This is a genomic window from Streptomyces sp. NBC_00190, assembly GCF_036203305.1.
Lineage (GTDB): Bacteria > Actinomycetota > Actinomycetes > Streptomycetales > Streptomycetaceae > Streptomyces.
Genome location: NZ_CP108131.1, coordinates 1,560,959 through 1,585,740 on the forward strand (window position 1 = coordinate 1,560,959; position 24,782 = coordinate 1,585,740).

The 24,782-nt window shown below is 71.7% G+C and carries 25 protein-coding genes and 1 riboswitch; of the genes, 9 read left to right on the forward strand and 16 right to left on the reverse strand.

Annotated features, from left to right (window positions below; genetic code table 11):
- Positions 1-30: 30 nt before the first annotated feature.
- The 7 genes from OG429_RS07710 to OG429_RS07740 form a co-directional block, all read right to left on the reverse strand.
- Positions 31-699 carry a uracil-DNA glycosylase gene (locus OG429_RS07710; RefSeq protein WP_328930193.1) on the reverse strand — a complete coding sequence of 223 codons (669 nt, stop codon included), beginning with the start codon at positions 697-699 and terminating at the stop codon, positions 31-33.
- 99 nt (positions 700-798) lie between these two features.
- On the reverse strand, positions 799-2,382 hold the full coding sequence (locus OG429_RS07715; RefSeq protein WP_328924551.1) for an ABC transporter substrate-binding protein: 1,584 nt from the start codon (positions 2,380-2,382) through the stop codon (positions 799-801).
- Between the two features lie 152 nt (positions 2,383-2,534).
- Complete coding sequence (locus tag OG429_RS07720) at positions 2,535-3,323, reverse strand: SDR family oxidoreductase (protein ID WP_328924552.1); 789 nt, start codon at positions 3,321-3,323, stop codon at positions 2,535-2,537.
- A gap of 29 nt (positions 3,324-3,352) precedes the next feature.
- On the reverse strand, positions 3,353-4,114 hold the full coding sequence (gene fabG, locus OG429_RS07725; protein WP_328924553.1) for a 3-oxoacyl-ACP reductase FabG: 762 nt from the start codon (positions 4,112-4,114) through the stop codon (positions 3,353-3,355).
- Between the two features lie 149 nt (positions 4,115-4,263).
- Positions 4,264-4,647 (reverse strand): DUF3037 domain-containing protein, encoded by a 384-nt coding sequence (locus OG429_RS07730; RefSeq protein WP_328924554.1) that lies wholly within the window; start codon positions 4,645-4,647, stop codon positions 4,264-4,266.
- Positions 4,644-5,483: a HipA family kinase gene (locus OG429_RS07735; RefSeq protein ID WP_328924555.1), complete on the reverse strand. Its 840-nt coding sequence runs from the start codon at positions 5,481-5,483 to the stop codon at positions 4,644-4,646. Before OG429_RS07735 ends, OG429_RS07730 begins: the two co-directional genes overlap by 4 nt.
- Before the next feature lie 18 nt (positions 5,484-5,501).
- The gene (locus tag OG429_RS07740; protein ID WP_328924556.1) at positions 5,502-6,116 is read right to left on the reverse strand and encodes a cysteine hydrolase; all 615 of its coding nucleotides are present in this window, start codon (positions 6,114-6,116) and stop codon (positions 5,502-5,504) included.
- A 91-nt stretch (positions 6,117-6,207) separates the two neighbouring features.
- On the opposite strand from OG429_RS07740, the gene OG429_RS07745 reads away from it, so the two are divergent.
- The gene (locus OG429_RS07745) at positions 6,208-6,666 is read left to right on the forward strand and encodes a pyridoxamine 5'-phosphate oxidase family protein (RefSeq protein WP_328930194.1); all 459 of its coding nucleotides are present in this window, start codon (positions 6,208-6,210) and stop codon (positions 6,664-6,666) included.
- An 8-nt stretch (positions 6,667-6,674) separates the two neighbouring features.
- Here OG429_RS07745 and OG429_RS07750 read toward each other — a convergent pair whose 3' ends face one another.
- Entirely contained in the window at positions 6,675-7,574 is a 900-nt protein-coding gene (locus OG429_RS07750) for a LysR family transcriptional regulator (protein ID WP_328924557.1), read from the reverse strand.
- A 74-nt stretch (positions 7,575-7,648) separates the two neighbouring features.
- Here OG429_RS07750 and OG429_RS07755 point away from each other — a divergent pair, with 74 nt between their 5' ends.
- Positions 7,649-8,611: a DMT family transporter gene (locus OG429_RS07755; protein WP_328924558.1), complete on the forward strand. Its 963-nt coding sequence runs from the start codon at positions 7,649-7,651 to the stop codon at positions 8,609-8,611.
- A gap of 45 nt (positions 8,612-8,656) precedes the next feature.
- The gene (locus OG429_RS07760; RefSeq protein ID WP_328924559.1) at positions 8,657-8,914 is read left to right on the forward strand and encodes a hypothetical protein; all 258 of its coding nucleotides are present in this window, start codon (positions 8,657-8,659) and stop codon (positions 8,912-8,914) included.
- 34 nt (positions 8,915-8,948) lie between these two features.
- Here the strand turns inward: OG429_RS07760 and OG429_RS07765 are convergent, their stop codons facing one another.
- Positions 8,949-10,283, reverse strand: coding sequence for an aminotransferase class I/II-fold pyridoxal phosphate-dependent enzyme (locus OG429_RS07765; protein ID WP_328924560.1), 1,335 nt, complete (start codon positions 10,281-10,283; stop codon positions 8,949-8,951).
- A 37-nt stretch (positions 10,284-10,320) separates the two neighbouring features.
- Between OG429_RS07765 and OG429_RS07770 the strand changes: the two genes are divergently transcribed.
- The gene (locus tag OG429_RS07770) at positions 10,321-11,016 is read left to right on the forward strand and encodes a pyridoxamine 5'-phosphate oxidase family protein (protein WP_328924561.1); all 696 of its coding nucleotides are present in this window, start codon (positions 10,321-10,323) and stop codon (positions 11,014-11,016) included.
- Here OG429_RS07770 and OG429_RS07775 read toward each other — a convergent pair.
- A complete protein-coding gene (locus OG429_RS07775) occupies positions 10,998-12,044 on the reverse strand; it encodes a DMT family transporter (RefSeq protein WP_328924562.1) in 1,047 nt (348 codons plus the stop codon). The two genes, OG429_RS07770 and OG429_RS07775, sit on opposite strands and share 19 nt — an antisense overlap.
- A gap of 162 nt (positions 12,045-12,206) precedes the next feature.
- Positions 12,207-13,178 carry an EamA family transporter gene (locus OG429_RS07780; RefSeq protein ID WP_328924563.1) on the reverse strand — a complete coding sequence of 324 codons (972 nt, stop codon included), beginning with the start codon at positions 13,176-13,178 and terminating at the stop codon, positions 12,207-12,209.
- A 171-nt stretch (positions 13,179-13,349) separates the two neighbouring features.
- Here OG429_RS07780 and OG429_RS07785 point away from each other — a divergent pair, with 171 nt between their 5' ends.
- Positions 13,350-13,778, forward strand: coding sequence for a type II toxin-antitoxin system Rv0910 family toxin (locus OG429_RS07785; protein WP_328924564.1), 429 nt, complete (start codon positions 13,350-13,352; stop codon positions 13,776-13,778).
- A gap of 134 nt (positions 13,779-13,912) precedes the next feature.
- Here the strand turns inward: OG429_RS07785 and OG429_RS07790 are convergent, their stop codons facing one another.
- Complete coding sequence (locus OG429_RS07790) at positions 13,913-14,527, reverse strand: PadR family transcriptional regulator (RefSeq protein WP_328924565.1); 615 nt, start codon at positions 14,525-14,527, stop codon at positions 13,913-13,915.
- 181 nt (positions 14,528-14,708) lie between these two features.
- On the opposite strand from OG429_RS07790, the gene OG429_RS07795 reads away from it, so the two are divergent.
- Positions 14,709-15,530: a PhzF family phenazine biosynthesis protein gene (locus tag OG429_RS07795; RefSeq protein WP_328924566.1), complete on the forward strand. Its 822-nt coding sequence runs from the start codon at positions 14,709-14,711 to the stop codon at positions 15,528-15,530.
- A 51-nt stretch (positions 15,531-15,581) separates the two neighbouring features.
- On the opposite strand, the gene OG429_RS07800 is transcribed toward OG429_RS07795, so the two are convergent.
- Positions 15,582-16,382 carry a CPBP family intramembrane glutamic endopeptidase gene (locus OG429_RS07800; RefSeq protein ID WP_405680300.1) on the reverse strand — a complete coding sequence of 267 codons (801 nt, stop codon included), beginning with the start codon at positions 16,380-16,382 and terminating at the stop codon, positions 15,582-15,584.
- Between the two features lie 76 nt (positions 16,383-16,458).
- Positions 16,459-17,994 (reverse strand): glutamate--cysteine ligase, encoded by a 1,536-nt coding sequence (locus tag OG429_RS07805; RefSeq protein ID WP_328924567.1) that lies wholly within the window; start codon positions 17,992-17,994, stop codon positions 16,459-16,461.
- A gap of 493 nt (positions 17,995-18,487) precedes the next feature.
- On the opposite strand from OG429_RS07805, the gene OG429_RS07810 reads away from it, so the two are divergent.
- Both OG429_RS07810 and OG429_RS07815 read left to right on the forward strand, forming a co-directional pair.
- A complete protein-coding gene (locus OG429_RS07810; RefSeq protein WP_328924568.1) occupies positions 18,488-19,108 on the forward strand; it encodes a hypothetical protein in 621 nt (206 codons plus the stop codon).
- Between the two features lie 261 nt (positions 19,109-19,369).
- The gene (locus tag OG429_RS07815; RefSeq protein ID WP_328924569.1) at positions 19,370-19,567 is read left to right on the forward strand and encodes a DUF5999 family protein; all 198 of its coding nucleotides are present in this window, start codon (positions 19,370-19,372) and stop codon (positions 19,565-19,567) included.
- 86 nt (positions 19,568-19,653) lie between these two features.
- Here the strand turns inward: OG429_RS07815 and gcvP are convergent, their stop codons facing one another.
- Complete coding sequence (gcvP, locus tag OG429_RS07820; protein WP_328924570.1) at positions 19,654-22,539, reverse strand: aminomethyl-transferring glycine dehydrogenase; 2,886 nt, start codon at positions 22,537-22,539, stop codon at positions 19,654-19,656.
- 197 nt (positions 22,540-22,736) lie between these two features.
- Positions 22,737-22,835: riboswitch (glycine riboswitch) on the reverse strand.
- Between the two features lie 112 nt (positions 22,836-22,947).
- On the opposite strand from gcvP, the gene OG429_RS07825 reads away from it, so the two are divergent.
- Entirely contained in the window at positions 22,948-23,313 is a 366-nt protein-coding gene (locus OG429_RS07825) for a PRC-barrel domain-containing protein (RefSeq protein WP_328924571.1), read from the forward strand.
- Between the two features lie 34 nt (positions 23,314-23,347).
- Here OG429_RS07825 and OG429_RS07830 read toward each other — a convergent pair whose 3' ends face one another.
- A complete protein-coding gene (locus tag OG429_RS07830; protein ID WP_328924572.1) occupies positions 23,348-24,745 on the reverse strand; it encodes a DNA polymerase IV in 1,398 nt (465 codons plus the stop codon).
- Positions 24,746-24,782 lie beyond the last annotated feature (37 nt).

Consider the following 24,782-nt stretch of genomic DNA (forward strand, 5'->3'; position numbering starts at 1 on the left):
CCGGCATTGGCGCCGAGGCGCGGTGGGCCGTCAGCCGAGGTCCGGGATCCGCCAGTCGATCGGCTCATGGCCCTGGGCGGCGATGGCCTCGTTGATCTGCGTGAAGGGCCGGGAGCCGAAGAACTTCTTGGCCGACAGCGGGGAGGGGTGGGCGCCCTTGACGATCACGTGCCGCTCCTCGTCGATCAGCGGGATCTTCTTCTGGGCGTAGGCGCCCCACAGCACGAAGACGGCCGGGTCAGGGCGCTCGGACACGGAGCGGATCACCGCGTCGGTGAACTTCTCCCAGCCCTTGCCCTTGTGCGAGTTGGGCTCGGCCTCACGCACGGTGAGTACCGCGTTGAGCAGCAGGACGCCCTGGCGGGCCCACGGCATCAGGTACCCGTTGTCCGGGACGGGCAGGCCCAGCTCCTCCTTCATCTCCTTGTAGATGTTGCGGAGCGAGGGCGGGGTCTTGACCCCGGGCTGGACCGAGAAGCACAGGCCGTGGCCCTGCCCGGCGCCGTGGTACGGGTCCTGGCCGAGGACCAGCACCTTCACCTGGTCGAAGGGGGTGGCCTCCAGGGCCGCGAAGACCTGCTCGCGGGGCGGGTAGACCGGCCCGTTCGCCCGCTCCTTCTCGACGAACTCCGTGAGTTCCTTGAAGTAGGGCTGGTCCAGCTCCCCGCCGAGGACGGGGAGCCAGGACTCGGGCAGCATCTGGGTCACGGCGACAACCTCCGGTACAAGTTCGGTTCAACTGCCCAGAACCTACCGGGGGCCACTGACAACGCCTCAGCCGCCCGCTTCGTGAAGCGGTTACCAGCTGGTCTTGCGGTAGAACTCCCACATCTGCATGACGGTCTGCGGGTCCAGCGCCCGCTCGGCGCCCGCGATGTCGTCGCGCGAGGCGACGTACAGCTTGCCCTGCCACAGGGGCAGCAGCCGGACGTCCTCGGCGAAGATCTGCTGCGCCCGCTCGAACTCGTGGACACCGGCCGAGCGGTCGCCCTCCCGACGGGTCTTCGGCAGCAGGTCGGTCAGGATCTCGGCGGGCTCGTACGGGGTACCGACCGCGTTCTCCTTGCCGACGAACGGCGCGATGAAGTTGTCCGGGTCCGGGAAGTCGGGGAACCAGCCGCGGCCGAAGACCGGGTACTCCTGGCCCTTGTAGCCCTCCTGGAAGGCCTTCCAGGGCTGGCTGCGCAGCGTGATCTTGAAGAGCAGGCTCTCGTCCAGCTGGCGCTTGAGCTCGGTGAACTCGTCGGCGGTGGAGGAGCCGTACCGGTCCGTGGTGTACCAGAGGGTCAGCTCGACCGGCTGGTTGATACCGGCGTCCCTGAGGATCTTCTTGGCCTTGGCGACGTCCGAGTGGCCGTACTTGTCGTAGAACGGCGTCTTGTGGCCGACGACCCCCTTGGGAACCATCGAGTACAGCGGCTCGGCGGTGCCCTGGTAGACCTTGGAGACGAGCACCCCGCGGTCGACGATCTGGGCGATGGCCTGGCGGACCGGGAGCTTGGCGACCACCGGGTCCTTCGGGTTGAAGACCAGGTAGCGGATCTCGGCGCCGACGTTCTCGACGACCTGGACGCCCGCCGCGTGCGAATCGGGGGTCTGCAGGTCCCTGATCTCGGCGGCCGACAGGCCTCGGTAGGTGGCGTCGATCTCCTTGGCCTTGAGCGAGGCGAGCATCTTCGTGGAGTCCGCGAAGTAGCGGATGGTCACGCCCTTGTTGCGGCGGTTGGCGAAGCCCGCGTAGCTCTCGTTGTTGCCGAGGACGGCCTCGGAGCCCTCCTTGTACGAGTCGAGCACGTACGGGCCGGAACCGGTGACCTTGCCGTCCTCGCGGACCTTGTCGGCCGGGTACTCCTTGGGCGCGACCAGCGAGGCGGCGGGCGAGCCGAGGACGAGGGGGAAGGTGGCGTCCGGGGTGTTCAGGTGGAAGACGACGGTCAGGGCGTCCGGGGTCTCGATCTTGTCGAGGCTGCCGAAGAGGTCCTTGGGGCCGACCTTGGAGCCGATGGTCCGGATCCGGTCCAGGGAGTGCTTGACCGCCTTGGCGTCGAGCGGCTCCCCGTTGGAGAACTTCAGGCCCTTGCGCAGGGTGCACCGGTACGACTCGTTCGCGGCGTCCGTGAACTCGCAGCTCTGGGCGGCGTCCGGCTGGGGCTTGGTGGCGCCCGTGGGGAAGGCCAGCAGAGTCTGGTAGACGTTCCGGTACAGCTCCCAGGAGCCGTCCCATGCCGCGGCGGGATCGAGGGTGCTCGGTGCGCTCGTCGTACCGACGACGATCCTCTTCGCGTCGTCGGCGCCCTCATCCGAGAGCAGGCCGCAACCGGCGAGCAGGGATATGGACGCAAGGGCCGCAGTGATCTGCAGGCATCTGGTCCGGTTGAACACGTGCACGCTCCTCGATCAGCCAGGGGTGCGGCAGACCCTACCGCAGTGCCCCACAAATCCAATGGGTTGGTTTCGTGGGGCACATGACCGGTTCCGTGCCCATTCGGTATGCATTTACCTCCTTATCGGAGGCAAATCCGTCCGACTATCGGTCAGTGCACACCGGCATTGAGGAACATTCCCCCGTCGACGACGAGAGTTTGCCCCGTGATCCATTCCGCTTGTGCAGATGTAAGAAATGCGGTGGCCCCTCCGATGTCCTCCGGGACCCCGAGCCGGCCGAGCGGATAGGCGGCCGAGGCCTCCTGTTCCCGGCCCTCGTAGAGCGCCTGCGCGAACTTCGTCTTGACCACCGCGGGCGCGATCGCGTTGACCCGGACCCCGGGCGCCATCTCGTGGGCGAGCTGGAGCGTGAGGTTGATCATGGCGGCCTTGCTCATGCCGTAGGCGCCGATGAAGGGCGACGCGGAGACGCCGGCGATGGAGGCGATGTTCACGATCGCCCCGCCGTTGTCCTTCTGCCAGGCGTGCCAGGTCTGCTGGGCGAAGCCGAGCGCCGAGATCACATTGGTCTCGAAGACCTTGCGCGCGACTCCGAGGTCCAGGTCCGCGATCGGGCCGAAGACCGGATTGGTGCCGGCGTTGTTCACCAGGAAGTCCACGCGACCGAAGGCCTCCATGGTGCGCTCGACGGCGACGGCCTGGTGGGCCTCGTCGTGCGCTTTCCCGGCCACCCCGATCACCCGGTCGGCGCCGAGCCGCTCGACGGCCTCCTTGAGGGCGTCCTCGTTGCGTCCGGTGATGCAGAGCCGGTCGCCCCGCGCGATCAGCGCCTCGGCGATGCCGTAGCCGATGCCCCGGCTCGCCCCGGTGATCAGCGCGACCTTGCCGCTGTCGATGCCGCGTTCCGTGTTGTTCTTTTCGTCCGTGCTGTCCGTCATGGCCGTACGCCCTGCCTCTCGTGGACTCGTCAGTTGAGCGGGCCGCCGGCCACGTACATGACCTGGCCGGAGACGAAGCCCGCGGCCTCGCCCGTGAAGAAGGCGATCGCGTTCGCGATGTCGTCCGGGCGCCCGACGCGCTGGACGGGGATCTGGGTGGCGGCGGCCGCCTGGAAATCCTCGAAACCCATGCCGACGCGGGCGGCCGTCTGGGCGGTCATCTCGGTGACGATGAAGCCGGGGGCGACGGCATTGGCGGTGACGCCGAACTTGCCGAGCTCGATGGCCAGGGTCTTGGTGAAGCCCTGCAGACCGGCCTTGGCGGCGGAGTAGTTGACCTGGCCGCGGTTGCCGAGCGCCGAGCTGCTGGAGAGGTTCACGATGCGGCCGAACTTGGCCTCCACCATGTACTTCTGACAGGCCTTCGACATCAGGAAGGCACCGCGCAGGTGGACGTTCATGACCGTGTCCCAGTCGGTCTCGGTCATCTTGAAGAGCAGGTTGTCGCGCAGCACGCCCGCGTTGTTGACCAGGATGGTCGGGGCGCCGAGCTCGCTCGCGACGCGCGCGACGGCCGCTTCCACCTGCGCGCCGTCGGAGACGTCGCAGCCGACCGCCAGGGCCTTGCCGCCGGCCGCCGTGATCGCCTCCACGGTGTCCTTGCAGGCCGCCTCGTCGAGGTCGAGTACGGCGACGGCCCGGCCCTCGGCGGCCAGGCGTACGGCAGTGGCCGCGCCGATGCCCCGGGCCGCCCCGGTCACGATCGCTACGCGCTGCTCGGTGGTGGACATGCTGGATCTCCTCGCCCTTGAGAGGCGGCCGCCCAGAGGTGAGCAACCGCTTAGTAGCTTCAGCTGAGGAGACGCTAGGAGCCATGACACTCCGTGTCAACGGGGACGGATCCGGCCCCGTCGGCGCCCGAACGCCGACGGGACCCCGGTCAGCGGACCAGCAGATCCAGCAGCCGCTCCACCTCGGCGGCGGGATCGGCCGTCAGGCCGGTGTGCACCGGCCCCGGCTGCACCACCGTGCTGCGCGGCGCGATCAGCCACCGGAACCGCCGCCCCGCGTCGTCACCCGCCGCCTGACCGGCGGACTCGCCGCCCGTACACACGCCCTCCACGCCGTGCAGCGCGGCCCGTACCCCGGCCACGTCGGCCCCGGGATCCAGCACCATCAGCTTCGTCTCGTCGAGATGGGTGCGCGCCGCCACGTACGAACGCGCCCGGCAGTAGACGATCACGCCGGCGTTGAAACACTCGCCGCGCTCCATCCGGGGCACCACACGCACCAGCGCGTACTCGAACACGTCCCGCTTGGTCACTCGTTGTCGCTCTTGTTCTTCCGGGGGCGGGGGTCGAGGCGGTCGGCGAGCCAGCCGGGCGGACCCGACCGGGGCTTCACCTCCGCCTCCATCGAGATCCTCTCGTGGATCGTGGCCGCGCGCGGCAGCAGTGCCTCCACATAGGCGCGGCGCAGCGCGTCGGTGGAGTCGAAGCCCGGCTCGTCGACCAGCCACTCGTCCGGGACGTCGGCCGTGACCTCGGTGAGCAGTTCCTCGGTGACGAGCGGTGCGAGCGCCGCGGCGGCGGCCGCGATGTCCGGCCCGACGGGGGCCAGTACGTGGTCGGAGGCGTTGTACGGCTTGGCGGCGGCGGCCTCGGCGGTGGGCCAGTTGTGGTGCCAGATCATGGTGGCGCCGTGGTCGATGAGCCACACGTCCCCGTGCCAGACGAGCATGTTGGGGTTGCGCCAGGACCGGTCGACGTTGTTGATCAGGGCGTCGAACCAGACCACGCGCCCCGCCTCGGCCGGGTCGACCTGGTAGGCGAGCGGGTCGAAGCCGATCGACCCGGGCAGGTAGTCCATGCCGAGGTTGAGCCCGCCGCTCGCCTTGAGCAGTTCCTGGACCTCCTGGTCGGGCTCGCCGAGCCCGATGACGGGGTCGAGCTGCATCTGCACCAGCCGCGGGACCCGCAGGCCCAGCCGCTGGGCGAGGCGCCCGCAGATGACTTCGGCGACCAGGGTCTTGCGGCCCTGGCCGGCTCCGGTGAATTTCATGACGTAGGTACCGAGGTCGTCGGCCTCGACGATCCCCGGGAGCGAGCCGCCCTCACGCAGGGGCGTGACGTAACGGGTCGCGATCACTTCGGACAGCATCCGCCCAGGTTACGGCGGTCAGGACGCGGGAGCCCACTGCTTGAGCAGCGCTTCGGCCGTGGTGATGGCCGCCACCAGCGAGAGGGAGTTGCGGATCACCTCGGCGGTGCAGGAGGCGGGCACCCCGGCGATGGCGTCGGCCGGGACCACGACCTGGTAGCCGAGGTTCACGGCGTCGAAGACGGTGTTCGGGATGGCGATGTTGGAGGACACCCCGGTGACGACGAGCGTGCGGATGCCGAGGTTGCGCAGCAGGGCGTCCAGGTCGGTGCCGGCCATCGGGGAGAGCCCGTGCAACCGGCGGACCACCAGGTCCTGCTCGGCCACGACGATGGGCGCCGCGACCTCCACCGCCCGGCTTCCGGAGAGCTGGCGCACGGGCAGCTTCCCGGCGGCGCGGAACAGCCGCGCGTTGGTGTTCGCCCCGCGGCCGTCCGGCCGCCGCTCCGCGACCGCGTGCAGCACCTGCACCCCGGCCCCCCGCGCGGCGTCGGCGAGCGCGGCCACCCGCCCGAGCATCCCGGAGTCCCGGGCTTCCTTCGCGAGCTCGGGCAGGGCGCTCTCCTCGCCGACGACGCCGTTCTGGCATTCGACGGTGAGCAGCGCCGTGGTGGCGTTGTCGAGATCCGGCATGGCTCCCCCTGGCGTGACGGCCATCGACCCCGCATGATTCCTGACACACAGTCAGATGTGAAGGGGCGCGGGACGGATGGACGAGACACGCGTGGACAGGACCCAGCGGCGGGGCCGCCGCATCATGATGAGCGACGAGGAGGTGGACGCCTTCCTGCGCGAGCAGCGCACCTGCCGGGTGGCCACGGTCTCCCCCGACGGGCGCCCGCACGTGGGCGCCCTGTGGTTCGCCTGGGACGGCACCTCGCTGTGGCTGTACTCGATCACGCGCAGCCGACGCTGGTCCGACCTGCGCGGGGATCCGCGGATCTCGGTGGTCGTGGACTCCGGCGAGTCCTACGACGAGCTGCGCGGGGTGGAGCTGTCCGGCAGCGCCGTCTTCGTGGGCGAAGCCCCGCGCACCGGCGAACCGTGCCCGGAGCTGGCCGAGGCCGAGCGGATCTTCCCGGTCAAGAACTTCGGCATCGAGCAGATGCCGCACGACGGGCGGCACGCCTGGATCCGCCTGACCCCGGAGTCGGTCGTCTCCTGGGACTTCCGCAAGCTCTAGAGCCGGGCTCAGAGCGCCGAGGCGGCCTGCCGCAGGGCGTCGACGGCGGCCCGGATGGAGGGCCGGCGGTCGGCGTCCGCACGCCAGACGACGTACACGTGGCGGCGTACGGTGTCGCAGACCGGCAGCAGCCGGACCCCGGGCGGCACCGGGCCGCGGCCCAGCTTCGGCGCCACGCACACCCCGAGCCCGGCCTCCACGAAGGCCAGCTGGGTGTGGTGCTCCTCGGCGATGTGGGCGATGCGCGGCTCGATTCCCGTACCGCGGAGCGTGAAGACCAGCCACTCGTGGCAGAACTGTCCCTCGTTCCAGGAGATCCAGTCGTCGTCGGCGAACTCGGAGAGGGAGATCTCGGTCCGGTCGGCCAGCCGGTGGGCGACCGGGACCGCGATGTCGACGGAGTCGTCCAGCAGGTGCGTCCGGGTGAGTTCGGCGGGCACGGGCATGCGCTTGTTGTGCCAGTCGATGGCCAGCGCCAGGTCGAGGTCCCCGCGCACCACGGCGGCCATGCTTTCCTCGGGCTCCTGCTCGCGTACGAGCGCCCGCAGGTCCGGATGGCCGTCGCGCAGGGCGGACAGCGCCTGCGGCAGGATTCCGCGCATCGCCGTCGGGAAGGCCCCGATGCGCAGTTCTCCGACGGCGCAGCCCCGCTGGGCCTCCACATCGGCCTGGGCGAGCTCCACTTGGGAGATGATCCGGGCCGCGTGGTCCGCGAGCAGCCGCCCGGCGTCGGTGAGCCGGACCCCGCGCCCGTTCTTGGCCAGCAGGGGCTGGCCGACCTCGCGCTCCAGCTTGGCCATCTGCTGGGACACGGCGGAGGTGGTGACGTGGAGCCCGTCGGCCGCGCCGCTGACCGAGCCGTGGCGGGCGAGGGCGTCGAGGGTGCGCAGGCGCTCCAGGTTCAACATGTAAGCGATGCTACGTCGTCACTCCGAGAAAGTCTCGCTTGTCCTACGTAGTTGCTCCGAGCACAGTAAGGGTCATGAGCGCACCCGCAGCCCCCCGGCCGACCCTCGCGGCCCCGTCACCGTCCTCCACCACGACCACCCGGCGGGGCGTGCTCCTGGACTGGCGCATCCGCTTCGCGATCCTCTCGGTCATCTGGGGCTTCAGCTTCCTGCTGATCAAGGTGGGCACGGAGGCGTACGCGCCCTTCCAGGTGGCCATGGGCCGGGTCCTGTTCGGCGCGCTCGCCCTCCTGGCCGTGCTCCTCGTCCGCCGCGAGCCGCTGCCGCGCGGGCTGCGCCCCTGGGGCCACCTGAGCGTGGCGGCCCTCCTGCTCAACACCGCCCCGTTCTCGCTCTTCGCGTACGCGGAGCTGAGCATCCCCTCCAGCCTGGCCGGCATCTGCAACGCCACCTCCCCGCTGTGGGGGATGGCGCTGTCCCTGGTCGCCCTGTCCGAGGACCGCCCGACGCGCCGCCGCTTCGCGGGGCTGGGCCTGGGCTTCCTCGGCGTCCTCACCGTCCTCGGCGCCTGGCAGGGCTTCTCCGGGGTCGACGCGAAGGGCACCGCCTTCGCCCTGCTGGCCTCGCTCTGCTACCCCATCGGCTGGATCTACGTCCGCCGCACGCTGGCCGGGACCCCGGGCTCCCCGGTCGCCCTGACCGGCGGCCAGCTCATGGTCTCCACGCTCCAGCTCGGGCTGGTCAGCGCCCTGTTCACCTCGGCTCCGGCCTCGTTCCCGCTCTGGCCGACCCTGTCGGTGATCGCCCTGGGCGCCCTCGGCACGGGCATGGCCCTCCAGATGCAGTACGGCCTGGTCTCGGAGGTCGGCCCGACCACCGCCCAGATGGTCACGTACTTCATCCCGGTCATCGCCACCACGGCGGGCGTCCTGGTCCTCGGCGAACAGCTCCACTGGAACACGCCGGTCGGCGCCGCCATCGTCCTGGCGGGCGCCGCCCTCACCCAGTCCCGCCCCGCCCCGCCCAAGCCCGCCTGACGCCTGCTCACGTCCGGCGATCGCCGCTCGTCCCGGGGGAACCACATGAGCACCGCTTTCGGCCTGCTGGCACTCGGCCTGGCCGCCGCCGTCCCCGGCGGCTGGATCGCCTTCAACGTAAGGGGTTCGGCCGCCTCGCTGGAGCGCTGGGGCGACAGCAACGCCGAACTGCGCATGCACGCCCGGGGCGACCTCGGCCCGGTGGAGCGCCGGATGTCAGCCCGCCTCCACCGTCTCCTGGGCGCGGTGGTCGCCCTGTGCGGATGCGTCCTCATCCTCGGCGGGCTGCTCGAACTCGCCTGACCCGCCTCGGCAAGGGACCGGCCCGGAACCGCGGTCAGACGTACCGGACCCCCGTCGCCCCCGGCCGGACCGCCGCGGCCACGGCGTCGGACAGGCCCGGCACCTCCGGCAGCGACAGCTGTGACACCGTCAGCCGCACGCCCGGTCCCGCCTCGACGCGGAACCGGGCCCCGGCGGTCACCGCCCAGCCCGCCGCCAGCAGCCTCGTAACCACATCCGTCTCGTCGGCCACTGGCACCCACACGTTCATCCCGCTCCGCCCGTGCGCCGCCACGCCCCGCTCCCGCAGCGCACCGACCAGCGCGTCCCGCCGTTCCCCGTACGAGCGGGCCACCGCGGCCCGGTCCACCGCGCCCGAGGTCCACAGCTCGACCACCGCGTACTGCAGCAGCCGGCTCACCCATCCCGGGCCCAGCCGCTGCCGGCCCCGCACCCGGTCCAGCGTCACCGCGTCGCCGGTCAGCACCGCCAGCCGCAGGTCCGGCCCGTACGCCTTCGCCGTGGACCGCACCAGCGCCCAGTGCCGGGTGATCCCGCCCAGCGGATGCAGCGGCAGATCCACGATGCCGTGCCCGTGGTCGTCGTCGATCACCAGCACCCCGGGGTGGCGCGCCAGCAGCTCCCGCAGCTCCCCGGCCCGCGCCCCGCTCACCGCGGCCCCGGTGGGGTTCTGCGCCCGCGAGGTCACCACGAGCGCCCGCGCCCCGGCCTCCAGGGCCCGCTCCACCGCGTCCGCGCGCGGCCCCTCGTCGTCCACCGCCACCGGCAGCACCCGCAGGCCGAGCGCCGACACCAGGTCCAGCACGCTCCCCCAGCCCGGGTCCTCGACCGCGACCGCGTCCCCCGGCCGCAGGTGGGCGGCCAGCACCCGTTCGATCCCGTCCAGGGCGCCCGAAGTCACCGCCAGCGGCCCGGCCGGCACGCCGTCCGCGTCGAGGTCGGCTCGGGCCAGCCGCGCCAGCTCGGGCGCGACCGGGTCCTGCCCGTAGAGCGTCGGCGCCTGCGCGTACCGCCGGGCCGCCGCCGCCAGCGCCCCGTCCAGCGCGGGGAGCAGCGACACGTCCGGATTGCCCTCCGTGAGGTCCCGTACGCCCGCCGGCACCGCCATCCGCAGGGCGTCCCGGGGTGCGCTCGACGGACGGGGCCGGACCCGGCTGCCGCGCCGCCCGTCGGTCTCGATGACCCCTCGCTCGCGCAGCGTCCGGTACGCGGCCGCCACGGTGTTGGGGTTCACCCCCAGCTCCGCGGCCAGCTCGCGCATCGGCGGCAGCAGCGCTCCGGGCGCGAGCGCGCCCTCCCCCACGCCCGCTTCGACGCTTGCCGCGATATCCGATGCGCGGCGCCCTGTGATCCGGTAGTCTCCTAGCACAAAGAACATTATGCACTAGTACAACGGAGTCCGCATCATGACCGCCTCGCCCGTCACGTCCGAGCCGACCACCGCGACCGCGACCGCGTACGAGCCCACGGACCGTACGGTGCCGACCCGCTCCCGCGACCGGGCCCGCTACGACCGCGAGACGGTGCACTCGATACTCGACCAGGCCTACATCTGCCACCTCGGCTTCGTCCGCGACGGTGCGCCGGTGGTCCTGCCCACGCTCTTCGGCCGGGTCGGCGAGGCGCTCTACATCCACGGCTCCACCGGCTCCCGCCCGCTGCTCGCGGCGGGCAAGGCCGACCCGGGCCTGCCGGTATGCGTGACCGTGACCCACGTGGACGGCCTGGTGCTGGCCCGCTCGGCCTTCCACCACTCGCTCAACTACCGCTCGGTGGTCGTGCACGGCACCGCCTACCAGGTCACGGACGAGGAGGAGTGCCGGATGGCCCTGGACGCCCTCGTCGACCACGTGGTCCCGGGCCGCTCGGCCGACTCCCGGCCGGCCAGCGCCAAGGAGCTCGCCGCCACCGCGGTGGTCCGCCTGGACCTGACCGAGGTGTCCGCGAAGCTCCGTACGGGCGGACCGAACGACGACGCCGAGGACCTGGGCCTGCCCTACTGGGCGGGCGTGGTCCCGGTCGCCCCGGCGTACGGGGCGCCGATCCCGGCGGCCGACCTGGCCCCCGGGATCGCCACCCCGGACTACCTCGCGGCGCTCTGACCCGACAGGACGGGCCCGGGAACGGACCTCACCCCGGACCGGTCCGCCGGCTCGTCCGTCGGCTCGTCCGTCGGCCCGTCCGTCGGCTCGTCCGCGGTACCGTCCGCGGGGCGCCGCCGCTCTGCCGCGATGAGCGCGCCCACCGCCGTGAGCAGCAGTACGGTGCCCAGGACGACGGCGCCGGTCAGCCGCTCACCGAGCAGCAGGACGGCGATCACGGCGGCGCTCACCGGTTCGATCAGCATGATCACGGACACGGTGGCGGCCCGCACGGCGGCGGCCCCGGTGAAGTAGAGCGCGTACGCCAGCGCCGTCGGCACGGTCGCGACGTACAGCAGCAGCCACAGCACCCGCCCGAGTTCGGCGGTGTGCGGCAGCAGCCCCTCCACGGCGGCGAGCGGCAGCAGGCACACCGCGCCCACCGCGACCGACCAGGTGGTGGTGACGAGGGGATCTCCGCCTGCTCCGCGCCGCCCGAGCGACCGCGCCCGCAGGGTCATGGCCGCGTATCCGGCGGCCGACAGCAGCGCCCAGAGGACGCCGAGCGGGCGCACCTCACCGCCCCCGCTGCCCAGCACCAGCACGGCCAGCCCGGCCAGCGCCCCCGCGACGGCGGCCACGCCGCCCCGGCCGAGCCGCTCGCCCATCCAGTACCGCGCCCCGAGCGCGATCAGCACGGGCCCGGCGCCGAGGGTGACCACGGTGCCGACCGCGAGGCCGGTCTCGCGCACGGCGGCGAAGTACGCGGCCTGGAAGAGGGTGAACAGCAGCCCGGTCACGATCAGCGAGCCGGCCGACGGCCTCGTCCGCGCGAGGCCGGGGCGGGCACCGGACCGGAGCCGGCGTACGGCCAGCACCCCGAGCAGCACCACGAGCCCGCCCGCGCACCGCCAGAACGACAGGGCGAGCGGACCGAGGTCACTGGCGAGGAAGAGGAGTGAGGCGGCCGCCCCGGCAGTGCCCCAGGCGGCTCCGGCGATGACGAGGTACAGCAGACTGCGCCCGGCAGCGGGCGAATGGTTCGACACGTGTGTCTCCGCGCATGCGTGAAGGATGAAAGAAGCAGGTCATCGCTTCGCGGGCAGCGCGCACCCGCCCGGGAACTCCCCGGGCAGGGGTCTCGTTCGAGGAAGTGCCGCCCGCGCTAGGCGGTGGGAGGCGGAAGCACGGTCGAAGGCATGGTCAGCACCCTATGCCGTCGTGGTCTCGCGGTCCAGCACGGCCGGGTCGGCCACGGCCGGCGGGGCCGGAGCCGCAGGGGCAGGCCTGGAGGACTGCGCGATGAAGGCGCCGCCCAACACCAGACCGCCGCCGACGATCTGCCAGGTCGAGAGCTGCTCGCCGAGCAGGATCCAGGCCAGCACGGTGGCCACGACCGCCTCCAGGAAGGCCACCACGCCCGCGACCTGCGGCGAGAGCCTGCGCACCGAGACCACGCCGGTCAGGTAGGCGAAGACGGTCGCGACCAGCACCACCCAGCCGAGCAGCACCGGTGCGGGCACCATCGTCCCGCCCACGGGTGCCTGGCCGCCGAGGACCTGCCAGTCGATCTCCCACGGCCGGGCGATCACCGTCATCAAGAGAGCGCCGACGACCATGCCGTACGCGATCACCCCGAGCGGGTCGGGTGCGTCGTCCCCGTCGGCCCCCTGGTCGGCGAAGACGAAGTAGAAGGCCTGACAGCAGGCCGCACACAGACCGAACAGCACGCCGAGCAGGTCCAGCCGCAGGCCGGCCCAGATCTCGACCACGCAGGCCAGGCCCACGACCGCCACGGCCGCGCCGGCGGCGGCGCCCCGGGTCACGGGCTTGCGCTGCACGAAGCGGATCCAGCCGAGCAGCAGCGCCGGGCCCAGGTACTCCAGCAGCAGGGCCACGCCCACCGGGATCCGGGACAGGGAGGCGAAGTAGAAGGCCTGCACACCGGCGACGGCGATCAGCCCGAAGCCCGCGATCAGCGCCGGTTTGCGCAGTACGAGGTCACGGTGGCGCCAGGCCAGCGGAGACAGCACGAGCGCCGCCCCGGCCACCCTGAGCCAGACCATGTGGAGGGGGTCCAGACCCGCCTCGATCAGCGGCTTCGCCGCCACTCCGGAACCACCGAACGCAACCGCCGAGACGAGGGCGAGGCCCAGTCCGGCGTTCTTCCCTGACGCTTGCATCGGGCCATCATGGCAGGGCCGGTCAGCACCGTCACGGGCGTGACACCTGTTGAGACACGACCGACACCATAGATCGTCGGCCCCGTCATATCTGACAGGTCGTCAGTATTGAATGTTCCGCCCGCCGGGGCTACGTTCCGCCGCACGTACCCGACGAGAAGGGGTGGTCGCATGGCCGAAGTCACCGCGGAATCACGCATCGAGGCGTCCGCCGCGAAGCTCTGGTCCCAGCTGACGGACTGGGACGCGTACGGCCAGTGGAGCATGACCCACACCAATTTCCCGAAGGGCGGACCGCAGACCCTCGCGGTCGGCTCGACCTTCGCCGAGAACATGAAGATGATGGGCTTCCCCGCCGAGGTCGTCTGGACCGTCTCGGAGCTGGAGGACGAGCGCCTCTTCGCCATCACCGGCAAGGGCCCGATGGGCGTGGCCGTCCTGACCCGGTACACCCTGACCCCGGACGGTACGGCCACCACCGTCCGCATCGACGGCGAGTTCACCGGGGCCGCCGTCTCGCTGATGGCGGGCAAGCTCAAGGACTCGGCCACGGCCGCCCTGAACGAGTCGCTGCGCAAGCTGGCCGGCCTGGTCGCCTGACCCGCACAACCCCCGCCACCCCGACGCCCCGAGGCCCCGAGGCCCCGACGCCCCGACGCCCCGGCACACGACGGCGCGCCCCGCGAGAGTCTCGCGGGGCGCGCCGTTTCGATCTTCCGTGCCGGGTCCTGCCGTCAGTGCTCGTCGGCCAGGATCAGGTAGAGCTTCTTGCGGGCGTCGTTGATGACCGCGACGGCCTTGTCCCGCTGCTCGGGGGTGCCGGTCTTCCAGACCTGGCCGAAGGCCTCCATCAGACCGAAGCCGGCCGTCCGGATCTCGCTCATCGCCTCGAAGTCGAAGCCGCGCCCGGCATCCGCCCAAGGGGCGTCCGGTCCCGACTCGGCCTCGGAGCGACCGGCATCGGTGAGGGTGAACAGCTTCTTACCGCCCTCGCTCTCGCTGGTGATGAGCCCCTCGTCCTCAAGCAGCTGCAGGGTCGGGTAGACCGAGCCCGGGCTGGGCTTCCAGGCCCCGCCGCTGCGCTCGCCGATCTCCTGGATCATCTCGTAGCCGTGCATCGGCCGGTCGGCGAGCAGCGCCAGGATCGAGGCGCGCACGTCACCCCGCCGGGCCCGGCCCCGCGGTCCCCCGCGGCCGCCGCGCCCACCGAAGGGGCCTCCGCCGAAGGGCGGTCCGAACGGGCCGAAAGCGGCGCGCCGCCCCTTGAAACCCTCCCGACGATCGGGCCCGCAGTGGCCGTGGCCCCGTCCGTGCTCATGTCCGTGGTCGTGCTGTCCGTGTGAACGCATGACTGCGCTCCTCTCGTCACTTCGTGGTGTCGTATCGGTTGTCCGATGTCTCTACTATCGGTGATCCATCGCGATGCGTCAACGATATATCGGAAACTTTCTGAGCGAACAGCTTCGAACAAGGCCAGTCACCCCCGATTGGCCTTTGTCGGTGCTCAAGAAACGGCCCTACCGTCGGGGGATGCGCATCCGAATCGTCGACGCCTTCACCGACCGCCCCTTTCACGGGAACCCCGCCGGGGTCCTGCTCCTCGACACCGGGTTCCCACCGGACTCCTGGCTCCAGCAGGTCGCGTCCGAGGTGAACCTCTCCGAGACCGCCTTCGCCCACCCCCTGCCGCCCGGCGGGGACGCCGACTGGGCTCTGCGCTGGTTCACCCCGGCGGCCGAGGTCGACATGTGCGGCCACGCCACGCTCGCCACGGCGCACGTACTGGCGGCAGCAGGCCTCGCCACGGGCCGGATCCGCTTCACCGCACGCTGCGGCATCCTCACGGCCGAGACCGCCGGGGACGGGACGATCACCCTGGACTTCCCGACGTCCTCGCTCACCCCGGCCCAGGCTCCGACCGCGGTGGGCCACGCCCTCGGGGGCGCCCCGATCCTCTCCGTGCACGACACCGCCGCCCACATCGGGGACCTGCTGATCGAGCTCGCCGACGAGAAGACCGTCCGCGAACTGGAGCCGGACCACGCCGCCCTGCGCGCCTTCGCCAAGCGCGGGGTGATCGTCACCGCGGCCGCCGAGGATCCCTCTCTCGGGTACGACTTCGTCTCCCGCGGCTTCTTCCCGGCCTTCGGGATCGACGAGGACCCGGTCACCGGCAGCGCCCACACCGCGCTCGCCCCGTTCTGGGCCGAGCGCCTGGGCCGCACCGAACTCACCGGCCTCCAGGGCGGCGCCCGCAAGGGGCTGGTACGGGTGAGCCTGGCCGGCGACCGCACCCTGCTGACCGGCCACGCGGTCACCGTCATCGACGGGGAGCTGCTCACCGCCCCGTGACCGGCCGGCCGCCACCGGGGCCGTGGCGGGCCGGCTGCGGCCCGCCGCCCGTCACGGCGTCGGCAGCCAGCCCACCTTGCCCGCGAGCAGCGCGTACCCGCCGAAGGCCACGATGTCGAGCAGCGCGTGCGCGACCACGAGCGGTGCGACCCGGCCCCAGCGGCGGTAGGCCAGCACGAAGACGACGCCCATCACCACGTTGCCGATGAAGCCGCCGATGCCCTGGTAGAGGTGGTAGGAGCCGCGCAGCACCGAGCTGGCCAGCAGCGCGGCCATCGGCGACCAGCCCAGCTGGCCGAGCCGGCGCAGCAGGTAGGCCAGCACGATGATCTCCTCCACCACGGCGTTCTGCACCGCGGAGAGGATCAGCACGGGGAACTTCCACCACACGTCGGGCAGTGCCTCGGGCACCACCGTGAGGTTGAATCCGCCGGCCCGCGCCCCCAGGTAGAAGAGCAGACCGGCGCTCCCGATCCCGGCCGCCACGAGAGCGCCCCGCCCCAGGTCCCACCCGGGTCGGGTCCGGTCGAAACCGAGCACCCGCAGCCCCGGCACGCCCTCGCGGGTCAGCAGGTGCGCCACCAGCAGTACGGGCACCAGGGCGGTCCCGATGCCGAACAGCTGCCAGGCCAGGTCCAGCCAGGGCCGGCCGGGCGCGATGGAGCCGTTGAGCGTGGCGGCCTGGTCCTTGAGGCCGCCCGGCTTGGTGAGCGAGCCGATGAAGCTGATCAGCGCCGAGACCGCGCTCGCGCCCAGCGACAGCGCCAGTACCAGCAGGGTCTCCGTGCGCAGGACACCCCGCCGCCCGTCCTCGCACAGCTCCACGACCACCGGCTCCGGCTCCACCCGCACGCCCGACTCCCGTCCCGCGATCCCGTTCCGACCACCCCATACTGCCCCTTCGGCAGCGGAACGGGATCACCGGACCTCAGCGCGCGGCCGGCACCGGGGCGCTCACCTCCGCATCCCCCAGCCCTGCGGGCCAGGTGTGGACGGGGTCGCCCTTGTGCATCAGCTCGCTGTAGCGCCGGGTGGTCGCGGCCAGCGCCTCGTCCCGCGCCAGCCCGGAAGCGAGCGCCCGGTGGTAGGTGTCCACCTGCCAGGTCGCCCCGTTCACCCGCCGCCGGCAGCGCTCCTCGATGATGCCGAGGTAGCGGTCCCGGTCCGCGGGCTCGATGCCCCAGGCGTCCAGTCCGGCCGCCGCCATCGGCAGCAGCTCGTCCAGGACCAGCCGGACGGCGGGCACGCTCGCCAGCCCCCCGGCCCGGCCCCGGCGCGGCCAGCGCAGCCGCGCGTCGATCCCGTACCGGCAGGCCGCGTCGAAGTTGGCCTCCGCCTCGGCGAAGGGCAGCCGGGTCCACACCGGGCGCGGCTCGTCGGCGAGCGTGCGTACGAGCCCGTAGTAGAAGGCGGCGTTGGCGACGACGTCGGCGACCGTGGGCCCGGCCGGCAGCACCCGGTTCTCCACCCGCAGGTGCGGCGCCCCGTCGGCGACCCCGTACACGGGCCGGTTCCACCGGTAGACGGTGCCGTTGTGCAGGACCAGCTCCTGCAGACGCGGTATGCCGCCCTCGTCGAGCACGCGCAGGGGCTCCTCCTCGTCGCAGATCGGCAGCAGCGCGGGGAAGTAGCGGACGTTCTCCGCGAAGAGCTCGTACGCCGAGTCCACCCAGCGCTCCCCGAACCAAGTGCGCGGGCGCACCCCCTGTGCCTGGAGCTCGGGCGGCCGCGTGTCGGTGGCCTGCGTGAACAGCGGCGGCCGGGATTCCCGCCACAGCTCACGCCCGAACAGGAACGGCGAGTTGGCGCCGACGGCTATCTGCGCGGCCGTCACCGCCTGCGCCGCGTTCCACACGTCCGAGAACCGCGCCGGGGTCACCTGGAGGTGCAGTTGTACGGAGGTGCAGGCGGCCTCCGGCACGATCGACCCGGAGTGCCAGGTCAGCCTCTCGACGCCGTCGATGTCGAGCGTGAAGTCCTCACCCCTCATCATCAGGATCTGCTCGTTGAGCAGCGAGTACCGGTCGACCGCCGAGAGGTTGGCGGTGACCAGGTCCTCGCGGGAGATCGTCGGCAGAATACCGATCATCACGACACCGGCGTCGATCTCCACGGCCTGCCGGTGGGCATATCCGAGACCCGCGCTGAGTTCCTCGGCGAGCTGGTCGAATACCCGGCCGCCGAGCCGGTGGGGCAGGACGTTCACCTCCAGGTTGAACATTCCGAGTTCGGTCTGGAAATCAGGGCTCGCAATCCGCTCCAGTACCTGTGCATTCACCATTCTCGGCATGCCGTCGGCACCCGCGAGATTCAACTCGATCTCCAGCCCCATCATGTTCTTGGGGCGATCGAACCTCTTCTCCGCCAGAAGCCGCTCCAGCCCCTCCAGGCACTCATGGAGCTTCCTTCGATACCGCTGCCGATCGGACAGGTCGAATCCGCCTGCCACGACCTTCTCCCCCATCGAAGCGTCCCTCCTCGAGTGTGCCTGGCCTGGTGCACCCAGGCCGGCGTTACGGTCGATGATGCCCCGGCAGAGTGATCCATAACGCGTAGGGGGCGTGCGTGGCGGGGAGCGCGCGCCGGTTTGGCCGACGGGCACTCCGGCACATTCACCTGGCAAGTCGCTTTGCGCAAATTCCGCATCGACTTTGCCTGTTCGGGAAAAACGAAGCTTTCCAGCCGAGCCCCCTTCCGGTAACCTCCGAGGTCAGCGCGGCATGCCCGCGTGCATCCGGCATGAATGCCACGTCAGCGGGGCCGGTAAGCGTCTTGTCGGCAATAGGCGGGACAGCTAGCCGAAACACTGCGTGAACACATGTCGTATAAACTCCGCAAACGAGGCAGAGAGTTGGCGCGCGGCCATTGCCCCTCAGCCCCCCTCTGGCCCCAGAATGCGACAGCGCCGCCCGCACCAGCCCCCTTCCACAGGTCTCCCAAGTGAGAGGCGACCCACCATGCCGCTGCATGTCCCCCCGGCTCCCGCGCCCGCCCTCCGCTGCGTCCTCGCGGCCCTCGGCTCCCCCACCGCCGTCCATGAGGCGCACACCCCGGCCCTGCGCGCGATCCAGGGGCCGATGACCGCCGAACTCCCGCTCCCGGTCCACGTCCTCGACCGGCTGGACGTCTCGAACCTGGCGGCCGGCGGCAGGCCGCCCCGTACGCGCCTGACCGGCTGGCGGTTCCTCATCCGCAGCGCGGACCGGTACGTCGCGGCGGCCGACACCCGGCTGACACCGGACGGCTGGACCTTCTCCCACTTCTTCGAGGGCCCCTACGTGGCCGCCACCGAACGCGCGCTGCGCCAGGCCGAGTCGCTCGGCAAGGCGTACCAGCCCCGCTTGCTGTCCGTACCGGAGCTGTACATGCTGACCCTGTGGCTGCACGGCGCCGTGGGCGCCGACGCGTCGGCCGGCCTGCTCGCCGGCGAGGACCTGCTGGTGCCGCTGGCCCCGGCGCCGCCCGGCATCGCCCCGTACCGTCCGCATCCGGTCTCCGAGCTGCTGCCCGTGCTGAACCACCGGCTGACCCCCGCGACGGCGCCGGTCCCGCCGTCGCTGGCCGCGCCCGCCGCCTGACCCGAGTGACCCATTCGGCCTAGCCCTCTCGGGCCACTTGCGAACCATCCAAAATGACAGGGGAGTTGGCCTGAACCGCCCGCACGAGTGATGCGTCATCAATCTATGAGGACAGCTGGCGGGAAATGCCTGCGAAGCAGCTGTCGTGGGGGAAGACTGATGACAAGCTCCCCGCGGGTGCGGGGATGACCCAGGGGGACGGCCATGAACCACGCATCGAGCCGTAGCACGCAGACCACATCGCAGCGAAAGAACGCATCCATGTGCCAGCACCAGCCAGCCTGCCCGTCAGCCGAATCCGCCGACCGGGAGGCCGCGCTTCCGGTGGCCAACCACCCGGAGCAAGGCTGGAGCCTGCTGTGCAACGGCGTCCTGCTCTTCGAGGACACCGGCGAGCTGCTGCCGGACGGCCAGATCATCGCCCCGCACCGCCCGCTCGCGGGGGCGCAGGCGGCCTAGTCGGAGCGGCGACGGCCAGAGGCAGCCGAGGCACGACGAAGGGGCCGGCCCGGGAGAAACCTCCCGGACCGGCCCCTTTCTCATGCTCAGTTGTCGTACTCGTCCAGCGGCGGGCAGGAGCAGACCAGGTTCCGGTCGCCGAAGGCGCCGTCGATCCGGCGCACCGGCGGCCAGTACTTCTCGGCGGCCGTGACGCCACCCGGGAAGACCGCCTCGTCACGGGTGTACGGGTGGTTCCACTCGCCGCCCAGCGCCGCCGCGGTGTGCGGGGAGTTGGCCAGCGGGTTGTCGTCCACCGGCCACTCGCCGCCCGCGACCCGCTCGATCTCGCCGCGGATGGCGATCATCGCGTCGCAGAAGCGGTCGATCTCGGCGAGGTCCTCGGACTCCGTCGGCTCGATCATGAGCGTGCCGGCGACCGGGAAGGACATCGTCGGCGCGTGGAAGCCGTAGTCGATCAGACGCTTGGCGATGTCGTCCACGCTCACGCCCGTCGCCTGCGACAGCGGACGCAGGTCGATGATGCACTCGTGCGCGACCAGGTTGCCCGGGCCGGTGTAGAGCACCGGGTAGTGCGGCTCCAGGCGCTTGGCGATGTAGTTCGCGCCGAGCACCGCCACCTGGGTGGCGCGCTTGAGGCCCTCGCCGCCCATGAGGCGCACGTACGACCAGGAGATCGGCAGGATGCCCGCCGAGCCCCACGGGGCGGCCGAGATCGGGCCGACGCCCGTCTCGGGGCCGGCCGTCGGCTGCAGCGGGTGGTTCGGCAGGTACGGGGCCAGGTGGGCCCGGACACCGACCGGGCCGACGCCCGGACCGCCGCCGCCGTGCGGGATGCAGAAGGTCTTGTGCAGGTTGAGGTGCGAGACGTCGCCGCCGAAGTGACCCGGCTTGGCCAGGCCCACCAGGGCGTTGAGGTTGGCGCCGTCCACGTAGACCTGGCCGCCGGCGTCGTGCACCTGGGCGCAGATGTCGGCGACGTGCTCCTCGAACACACCGTGCGTGGAGGGGTACGTGATCATCAGCACGGACAGCTCGTCACGGTACTGCTCGATCTTGGCGCGCAGGTCGGCCGCGTCCACCTCGCCGTCGTCGGCGGTCTTGACGACGACGACCTTCATGCCGGCCATCACGGCGCTGGCCGCGTTGGTGCCGTGCGCGGAGGACGGGATGAGGCAGACGGTGCGCTGCTCGTCGCCGTTGGCGCGGTGGTAGGCGCGGACGGCCAGCAGGCCGGCGAGCTCACCCTGGGAGCCGGCGTTCGGCTGGATGGAGACCTTGTCGTAGCCGGTGACCTCGGAGAGACGTTCCTCCAGCTCGGTGATGAGCGTGAGGTACCCCTCCGCCTGCTCCACCGGGGCGAACGGGTGCAGCTGACCGAACTCGGGCCAGGTGACCGGCTCCATCTCGGTGGTCGCGTTGAGCTTCATGGTGCAGGAGCCCAGCGGGATCATGCCGCGGTCCAGCGCGTAGTCCTTGTCCGAGAGCTTGCGCAGGTAGCGCAGCATCGCGGTCTCGGAGCGGTGCTGGTGGAAGACGGGGTGCGTCAGGTAGTCGTCCGAGCGCAGCAGGCCCTCGGGCAGGGTGTCCGCCGTGGTCTCGTCCAGCGCCTCGATGTCCGCGCTGACGCCGAAGGCCGCCCAGACGGCGTCGATGTCGGCGCGCAGGGTGGTCTCGTCGCAGGCGACGGAGACGTGGTCGGCGTCGGCCTGGTAGAGGTTGACGCCCCCCTGGCGGGCCGCGGCGACGACCTCGGCCGCGCGGCCCGGGACACGGGCCGTGACGGTGTCGAAGTAGGCGCCGTGCACGATCTCGACGCCACCGGCCTTCAGACCCGCGGCGAGGAGCGCCGCGTAGCGGTGGGTCCGGCGGGCGATCGTCCGCAGGCCGTCCGGGCCGTGGTAGACGGCGTACATGGCGGCCATGACGGCGAGCAGCACCTGCGCGGTGCAGATGTTGCTGGTGGCCTTCTCGCGGCGGATGTGCTGCTCGCGGGTCTGCAGCGCCAGCCGGTACGCCTTATTGCCGTCCGCGTCCACGGAGACGCCGACGAGGCGGCCGGGCAGCGAGCGGGCGTGCTTGGCCTGGACGGCCATGTAACCGGCGTGCGGTCCGCCGAAGCCCATCGGGACACCGAAGCGCTGCGTGGTGCCGACGGCGATGTCCGCGCCGAGCTCGCCCGGCGAGGTCAGCAGCGTCAGGGCGAGCAGGTCGGCCGAGACGGTGACGATGGCACCGAGCTCGTGCGCCCGGTCGATGAGCGGCTTGATGTCCCGCACGGCACCGGAGGCGCCCGGGTACTGGAGGAGCACGCCGAAGACGCCGCGCTCGGCGATCTCGGCCGGGATGCCGTCCGACAGGTCGGCGACGACGACCTCGACGCCCGTGGGCTCGGCGCGGGTCTCGATCACGGCGATGGTCTGCGGCAGCGCGTCGGCGTCGATCAGGAAGACGCCGTCCTTGACCTTGCCCACCCGGCGCGCGAGGGACATGGCCTCGGCGGCCGCGGTGCCCTCGTCGAGCAGCGAGGCGCCCGAGGTCGGCAGCCCGGTGAGGTCGGCGACGACGGTCTGGAAGTTCAGCAGCGCTTCGAGGCGGCCCTGCGAGATCTCGGGCTGGTACGGCGTGTACGCCGTGTACCAGGCCGGGTTCTCCATGACGTTGCGCAGGATCACCGGAGGCGTGAAGGTCCCGTAGTAGCCGAGACCGATCATCGAAGAGAGGACCTGGTTGCGGTCGGCGAGCGAGCGCAGCTCGGCCAGCACCTCGGCCTCGGTCCGCGCCTCGGGAAGGTTCAGCGCTTCGGCGGTCTTGATGACATCCGGCACCGCGGCGGCGGTCAGTTCGTCCAGGGAGCCGTAGCCCACCTGGGCGAGCATCTTCGCCTGCGCCTCGGCATCCGGGCCGATGTGGCGCTGCTCGAAGGGGATGCCTCGCTCCAGCTGGGAGAGCGGAATGCGGTTGGCGGTCATGTACGGAGGCCTCCTGGTCGTATGACCTGCGAGGGGCACCACGGCGCGGGCACCCGGACGGCCTCCCCCTCTGTCATCTCAACCTGAGAGTTTCACCGGCCGCTCGAGGGTCGCTCGAGAGAAGCCGGCTTTCACCGTCGGTGAGGAGAGGAACCGGCGCTGCACGCCCGGTACCTGCCCCTGCTTTCCAGAGTGGCCTCGTCCGTGCGGTACGTATGCCTGAGAGATTCCGGGGAGGATTTGCTCCTTCGGCGCCTCCGTCAAGATCACTCGGAGGACTCTCCCGCACAGGGTCGACAGCCATCACCCAGCCTACCAGCGAGGATCCGGACACTCCCCGAGTGGCCTCAGCTCCCGAAATGCACTTCTGTAGTCATTACGGAGGAGTTGCGACCATTTGGAGGGACCGTGCAGACCGACATCGATCCGCGCAGCCTGATCGGCCGCAAGGCCTTCGACCGCAGCGGCACCAAGATCGGCACCATTGACGAGGTCTACCTCGACGACGCCACGGGCGTCCCGGAATGGGCTGCCGTACGTACGGGTCTGTTCAGCCGGGACGCCTTCGTCCCACTGGAGCCCAGCGAGCTGGTGGGCGACGCCCTGCGGGTGCCCTTCGACCGCTCCCTGATCAAGGACGCGCCCGATTTCGGTGTCGGCCGCCACCTCTCCCCGGAGCAGGAGCTCCAGCTCTACCACCACTACGGCCTGGACGTGACCCTGCCCACGGACTTCCAGCGCGACTTCGGCCACCTGGCGGGCGACGAAGGCTAGGCCCGGCCCCGCGGGCCCTGGTCCCGGGCAGGGCCTAGAGCTCCTCGGCCGTCGGCCCCTCCCCCACCAGCGGCAGCGGATCGGACGGCTCCAGCTCGGGGTCGTCCACCCGGAAGGTCCGCACCCGGCCGGGCTGCGATCCCGGCTGCTCGAACCGCACGGTCACCCGCCCAACCCCGCTGCCCTGCACCCACCCGGCCCCGTACACCGCGTGCCGTACGTCGCTCCCGGCCGCCCAGCGCCGCTCAGGGGCGGGCTCCGGCTCCCCGGACGGCTCCCCGTGCTCCAGGGCCGCGGCGGCGGCCTCACCCGGCTCAGCGGCCACGTCAGGCTCAGCGGCCTCCTCCTGGATCTGTTCGCCCAGCGACTGGGCGAACAGATCCTCCTGCGTGTAGTCCGCCAGCCCGGTCACGCCCACCCCCAGCAGCCGCACCCCGCCCGTGGTGTCCACGCCCTCCAGCAGCCGCGCGGCCGCCTCACGCACCACGGCCGGGTCGTCCGTGGGCCCCCGCAGCGTCTCGGACCGCGTCAGCGTCGAGAAGTCGTACCGGCGGACCTTCAGCACGATCGTGCGCCCCGAGTGCCCGGACGCGCGCAACCGCTGCACGCACCGGTCGGCGAGCCGCTGCACCTCGGTCCGGATCCGGACCCGGTCGTGCAGGTCCACGTCGAAGGTGTCCTCCACCGACACCGATTTCGCGTCCCGCTCCGCGACCACCGGCCGGTCGTCCAGCCCCAGCGCCATCCGGTACAGGCCCACCCCGTGCGCGCGCCCGACGATCCGGACCAGCTCGTCCTCCCCGGCCTCCACCAGGTCCCCCACCGTCGTGATCCCGGCGCGGCGCAGGTGCTCACCGGTGGCCGGCCCCACGCCGGGCAGCGTCCGTACCGACATCGGCGCGAGGAGCTCCCGCTCCGTCCCCGGCTCGATCAGCAGCAGACCCGCCGGCTTGGCCTCCTCGGACGCCACCTTGGCCAGCATCTTCGACCCGGCCAGCCCCACCGACCCGCTGAGCCCCGTGGCGGCCCGGATGTCCGCCCGCAGCCGCTCGCCCGCGGCCCGGGCGCTCGGCCCGTCGAAGGCGACCCCGCCCGCCTCCAGGTCCACGAAGGCCTCGTCCAGGCTGAGCGGCTCCACGAGCGGCGACAGTTCCCGCAGCAGAGCCATCACCACGTCGCTGACCTCGCGGTAGAGGCTGAAGCGCGGGATCAGGCAGGCGCCGTTCGGACAGAGCCGCCGCGCCTGCGCCATCGGCATCGCCGAGTGCACCCCGAACCGCCTGGCCTCGTACGAGGCGGTGGCGACGACCCCTCGCGGCCCCAGCCCGCCCACGATGACGGCCTTGCCCCGCAGGCTCGGCTTCGACGCCTGCTCGACGGAGGCGTAGAAGGCATCCATGTCCAGATGCAGAATGGTCGGCGCGGCTCTCACAGCACCGATGCTGCCCTACGCCTCTGACAACGGGCCC

Excerpts from the sequence above, each read along its gene's own strand:
- OG429_RS07740 (WP_328924556.1), bottom strand. The coding sequence starts at position 6,116 with ATGCCGGATCTCGACAACGCCACCACGGCGCTGCTCACCGTCGAATGC.
- OG429_RS07755 (WP_328924558.1), top strand. The coding sequence starts at position 7,649 with ATGAGCGCACCCGCAGCCCCCCGGCCGACCCTCGCGGCCCCGTCACCG.
- OG429_RS07710 (WP_328930193.1), bottom strand. The coding sequence starts at position 699 with ATGCTGCCCGAGTCCTGGCTCCCCGTCCTCGGCGGGGAGCTGGACCAG.
- OG429_RS07815 (WP_328924569.1), top strand. The coding sequence starts at position 19,370 with ATGTGCCAGCACCAGCCAGCCTGCCCGTCAGCCGAATCCGCCGACCGG.
- OG429_RS07720 (WP_328924552.1), bottom strand. The coding sequence starts at position 3,323 with ATGACGGACAGCACGGACGAAAAGAACAACACGGAACGCGGCATCGAC.
- OG429_RS07805 (WP_328924567.1), bottom strand. The coding sequence starts at position 17,994 with ATGGGGGAGAAGGTCGTGGCAGGCGGATTCGACCTGTCCGATCGGCAG.
- OG429_RS07785 (WP_328924564.1), top strand. The coding sequence starts at position 13,350 with ATGGCCGAAGTCACCGCGGAATCACGCATCGAGGCGTCCGCCGCGAAG.
- OG429_RS07770 (WP_328924561.1), top strand. The coding sequence starts at position 10,321 with ATGACCGCCTCGCCCGTCACGTCCGAGCCGACCACCGCGACCGCGACC.
- OG429_RS07760 (WP_328924559.1), top strand. The coding sequence starts at position 8,657 with ATGAGCACCGCTTTCGGCCTGCTGGCACTCGGCCTGGCCGCCGCCGTC.
- OG429_RS07750 (WP_328924557.1), bottom strand. The coding sequence starts at position 7,574 with ATGTTGAACCTGGAGCGCCTGCGCACCCTCGACGCCCTCGCCCGCCAC.
- OG429_RS07780 (WP_328924563.1), bottom strand. The coding sequence starts at position 13,178 with ATGCAAGCGTCAGGGAAGAACGCCGGACTGGGCCTCGCCCTCGTCTCG.
- OG429_RS07810 (WP_328924568.1), top strand. The coding sequence starts at position 18,488 with ATGCCGCTGCATGTCCCCCCGGCTCCCGCGCCCGCCCTCCGCTGCGTC.
- OG429_RS07735 (WP_328924555.1), bottom strand. The coding sequence starts at position 5,483 with ATGCTGTCCGAAGTGATCGCGACCCGTTACGTCACGCCCCTGCGTGAG.
- OG429_RS07790 (WP_328924565.1), bottom strand. The coding sequence starts at position 14,527 with ATGCGTTCACACGGACAGCACGACCACGGACATGAGCACGGACGGGGC.
- fabG (WP_328924553.1), bottom strand. The coding sequence starts at position 4,114 with ATGTCCACCACCGAGCAGCGCGTAGCGATCGTGACCGGGGCGGCCCGG.
- gcvP (WP_328924570.1), bottom strand. The coding sequence starts at position 22,539 with ATGACCGCCAACCGCATTCCGCTCTCCCAGCTGGAGCGAGGCATCCCC.
- OG429_RS07795 (WP_328924566.1), top strand. The coding sequence starts at position 14,709 with ATGCGCATCCGAATCGTCGACGCCTTCACCGACCGCCCCTTTCACGGG.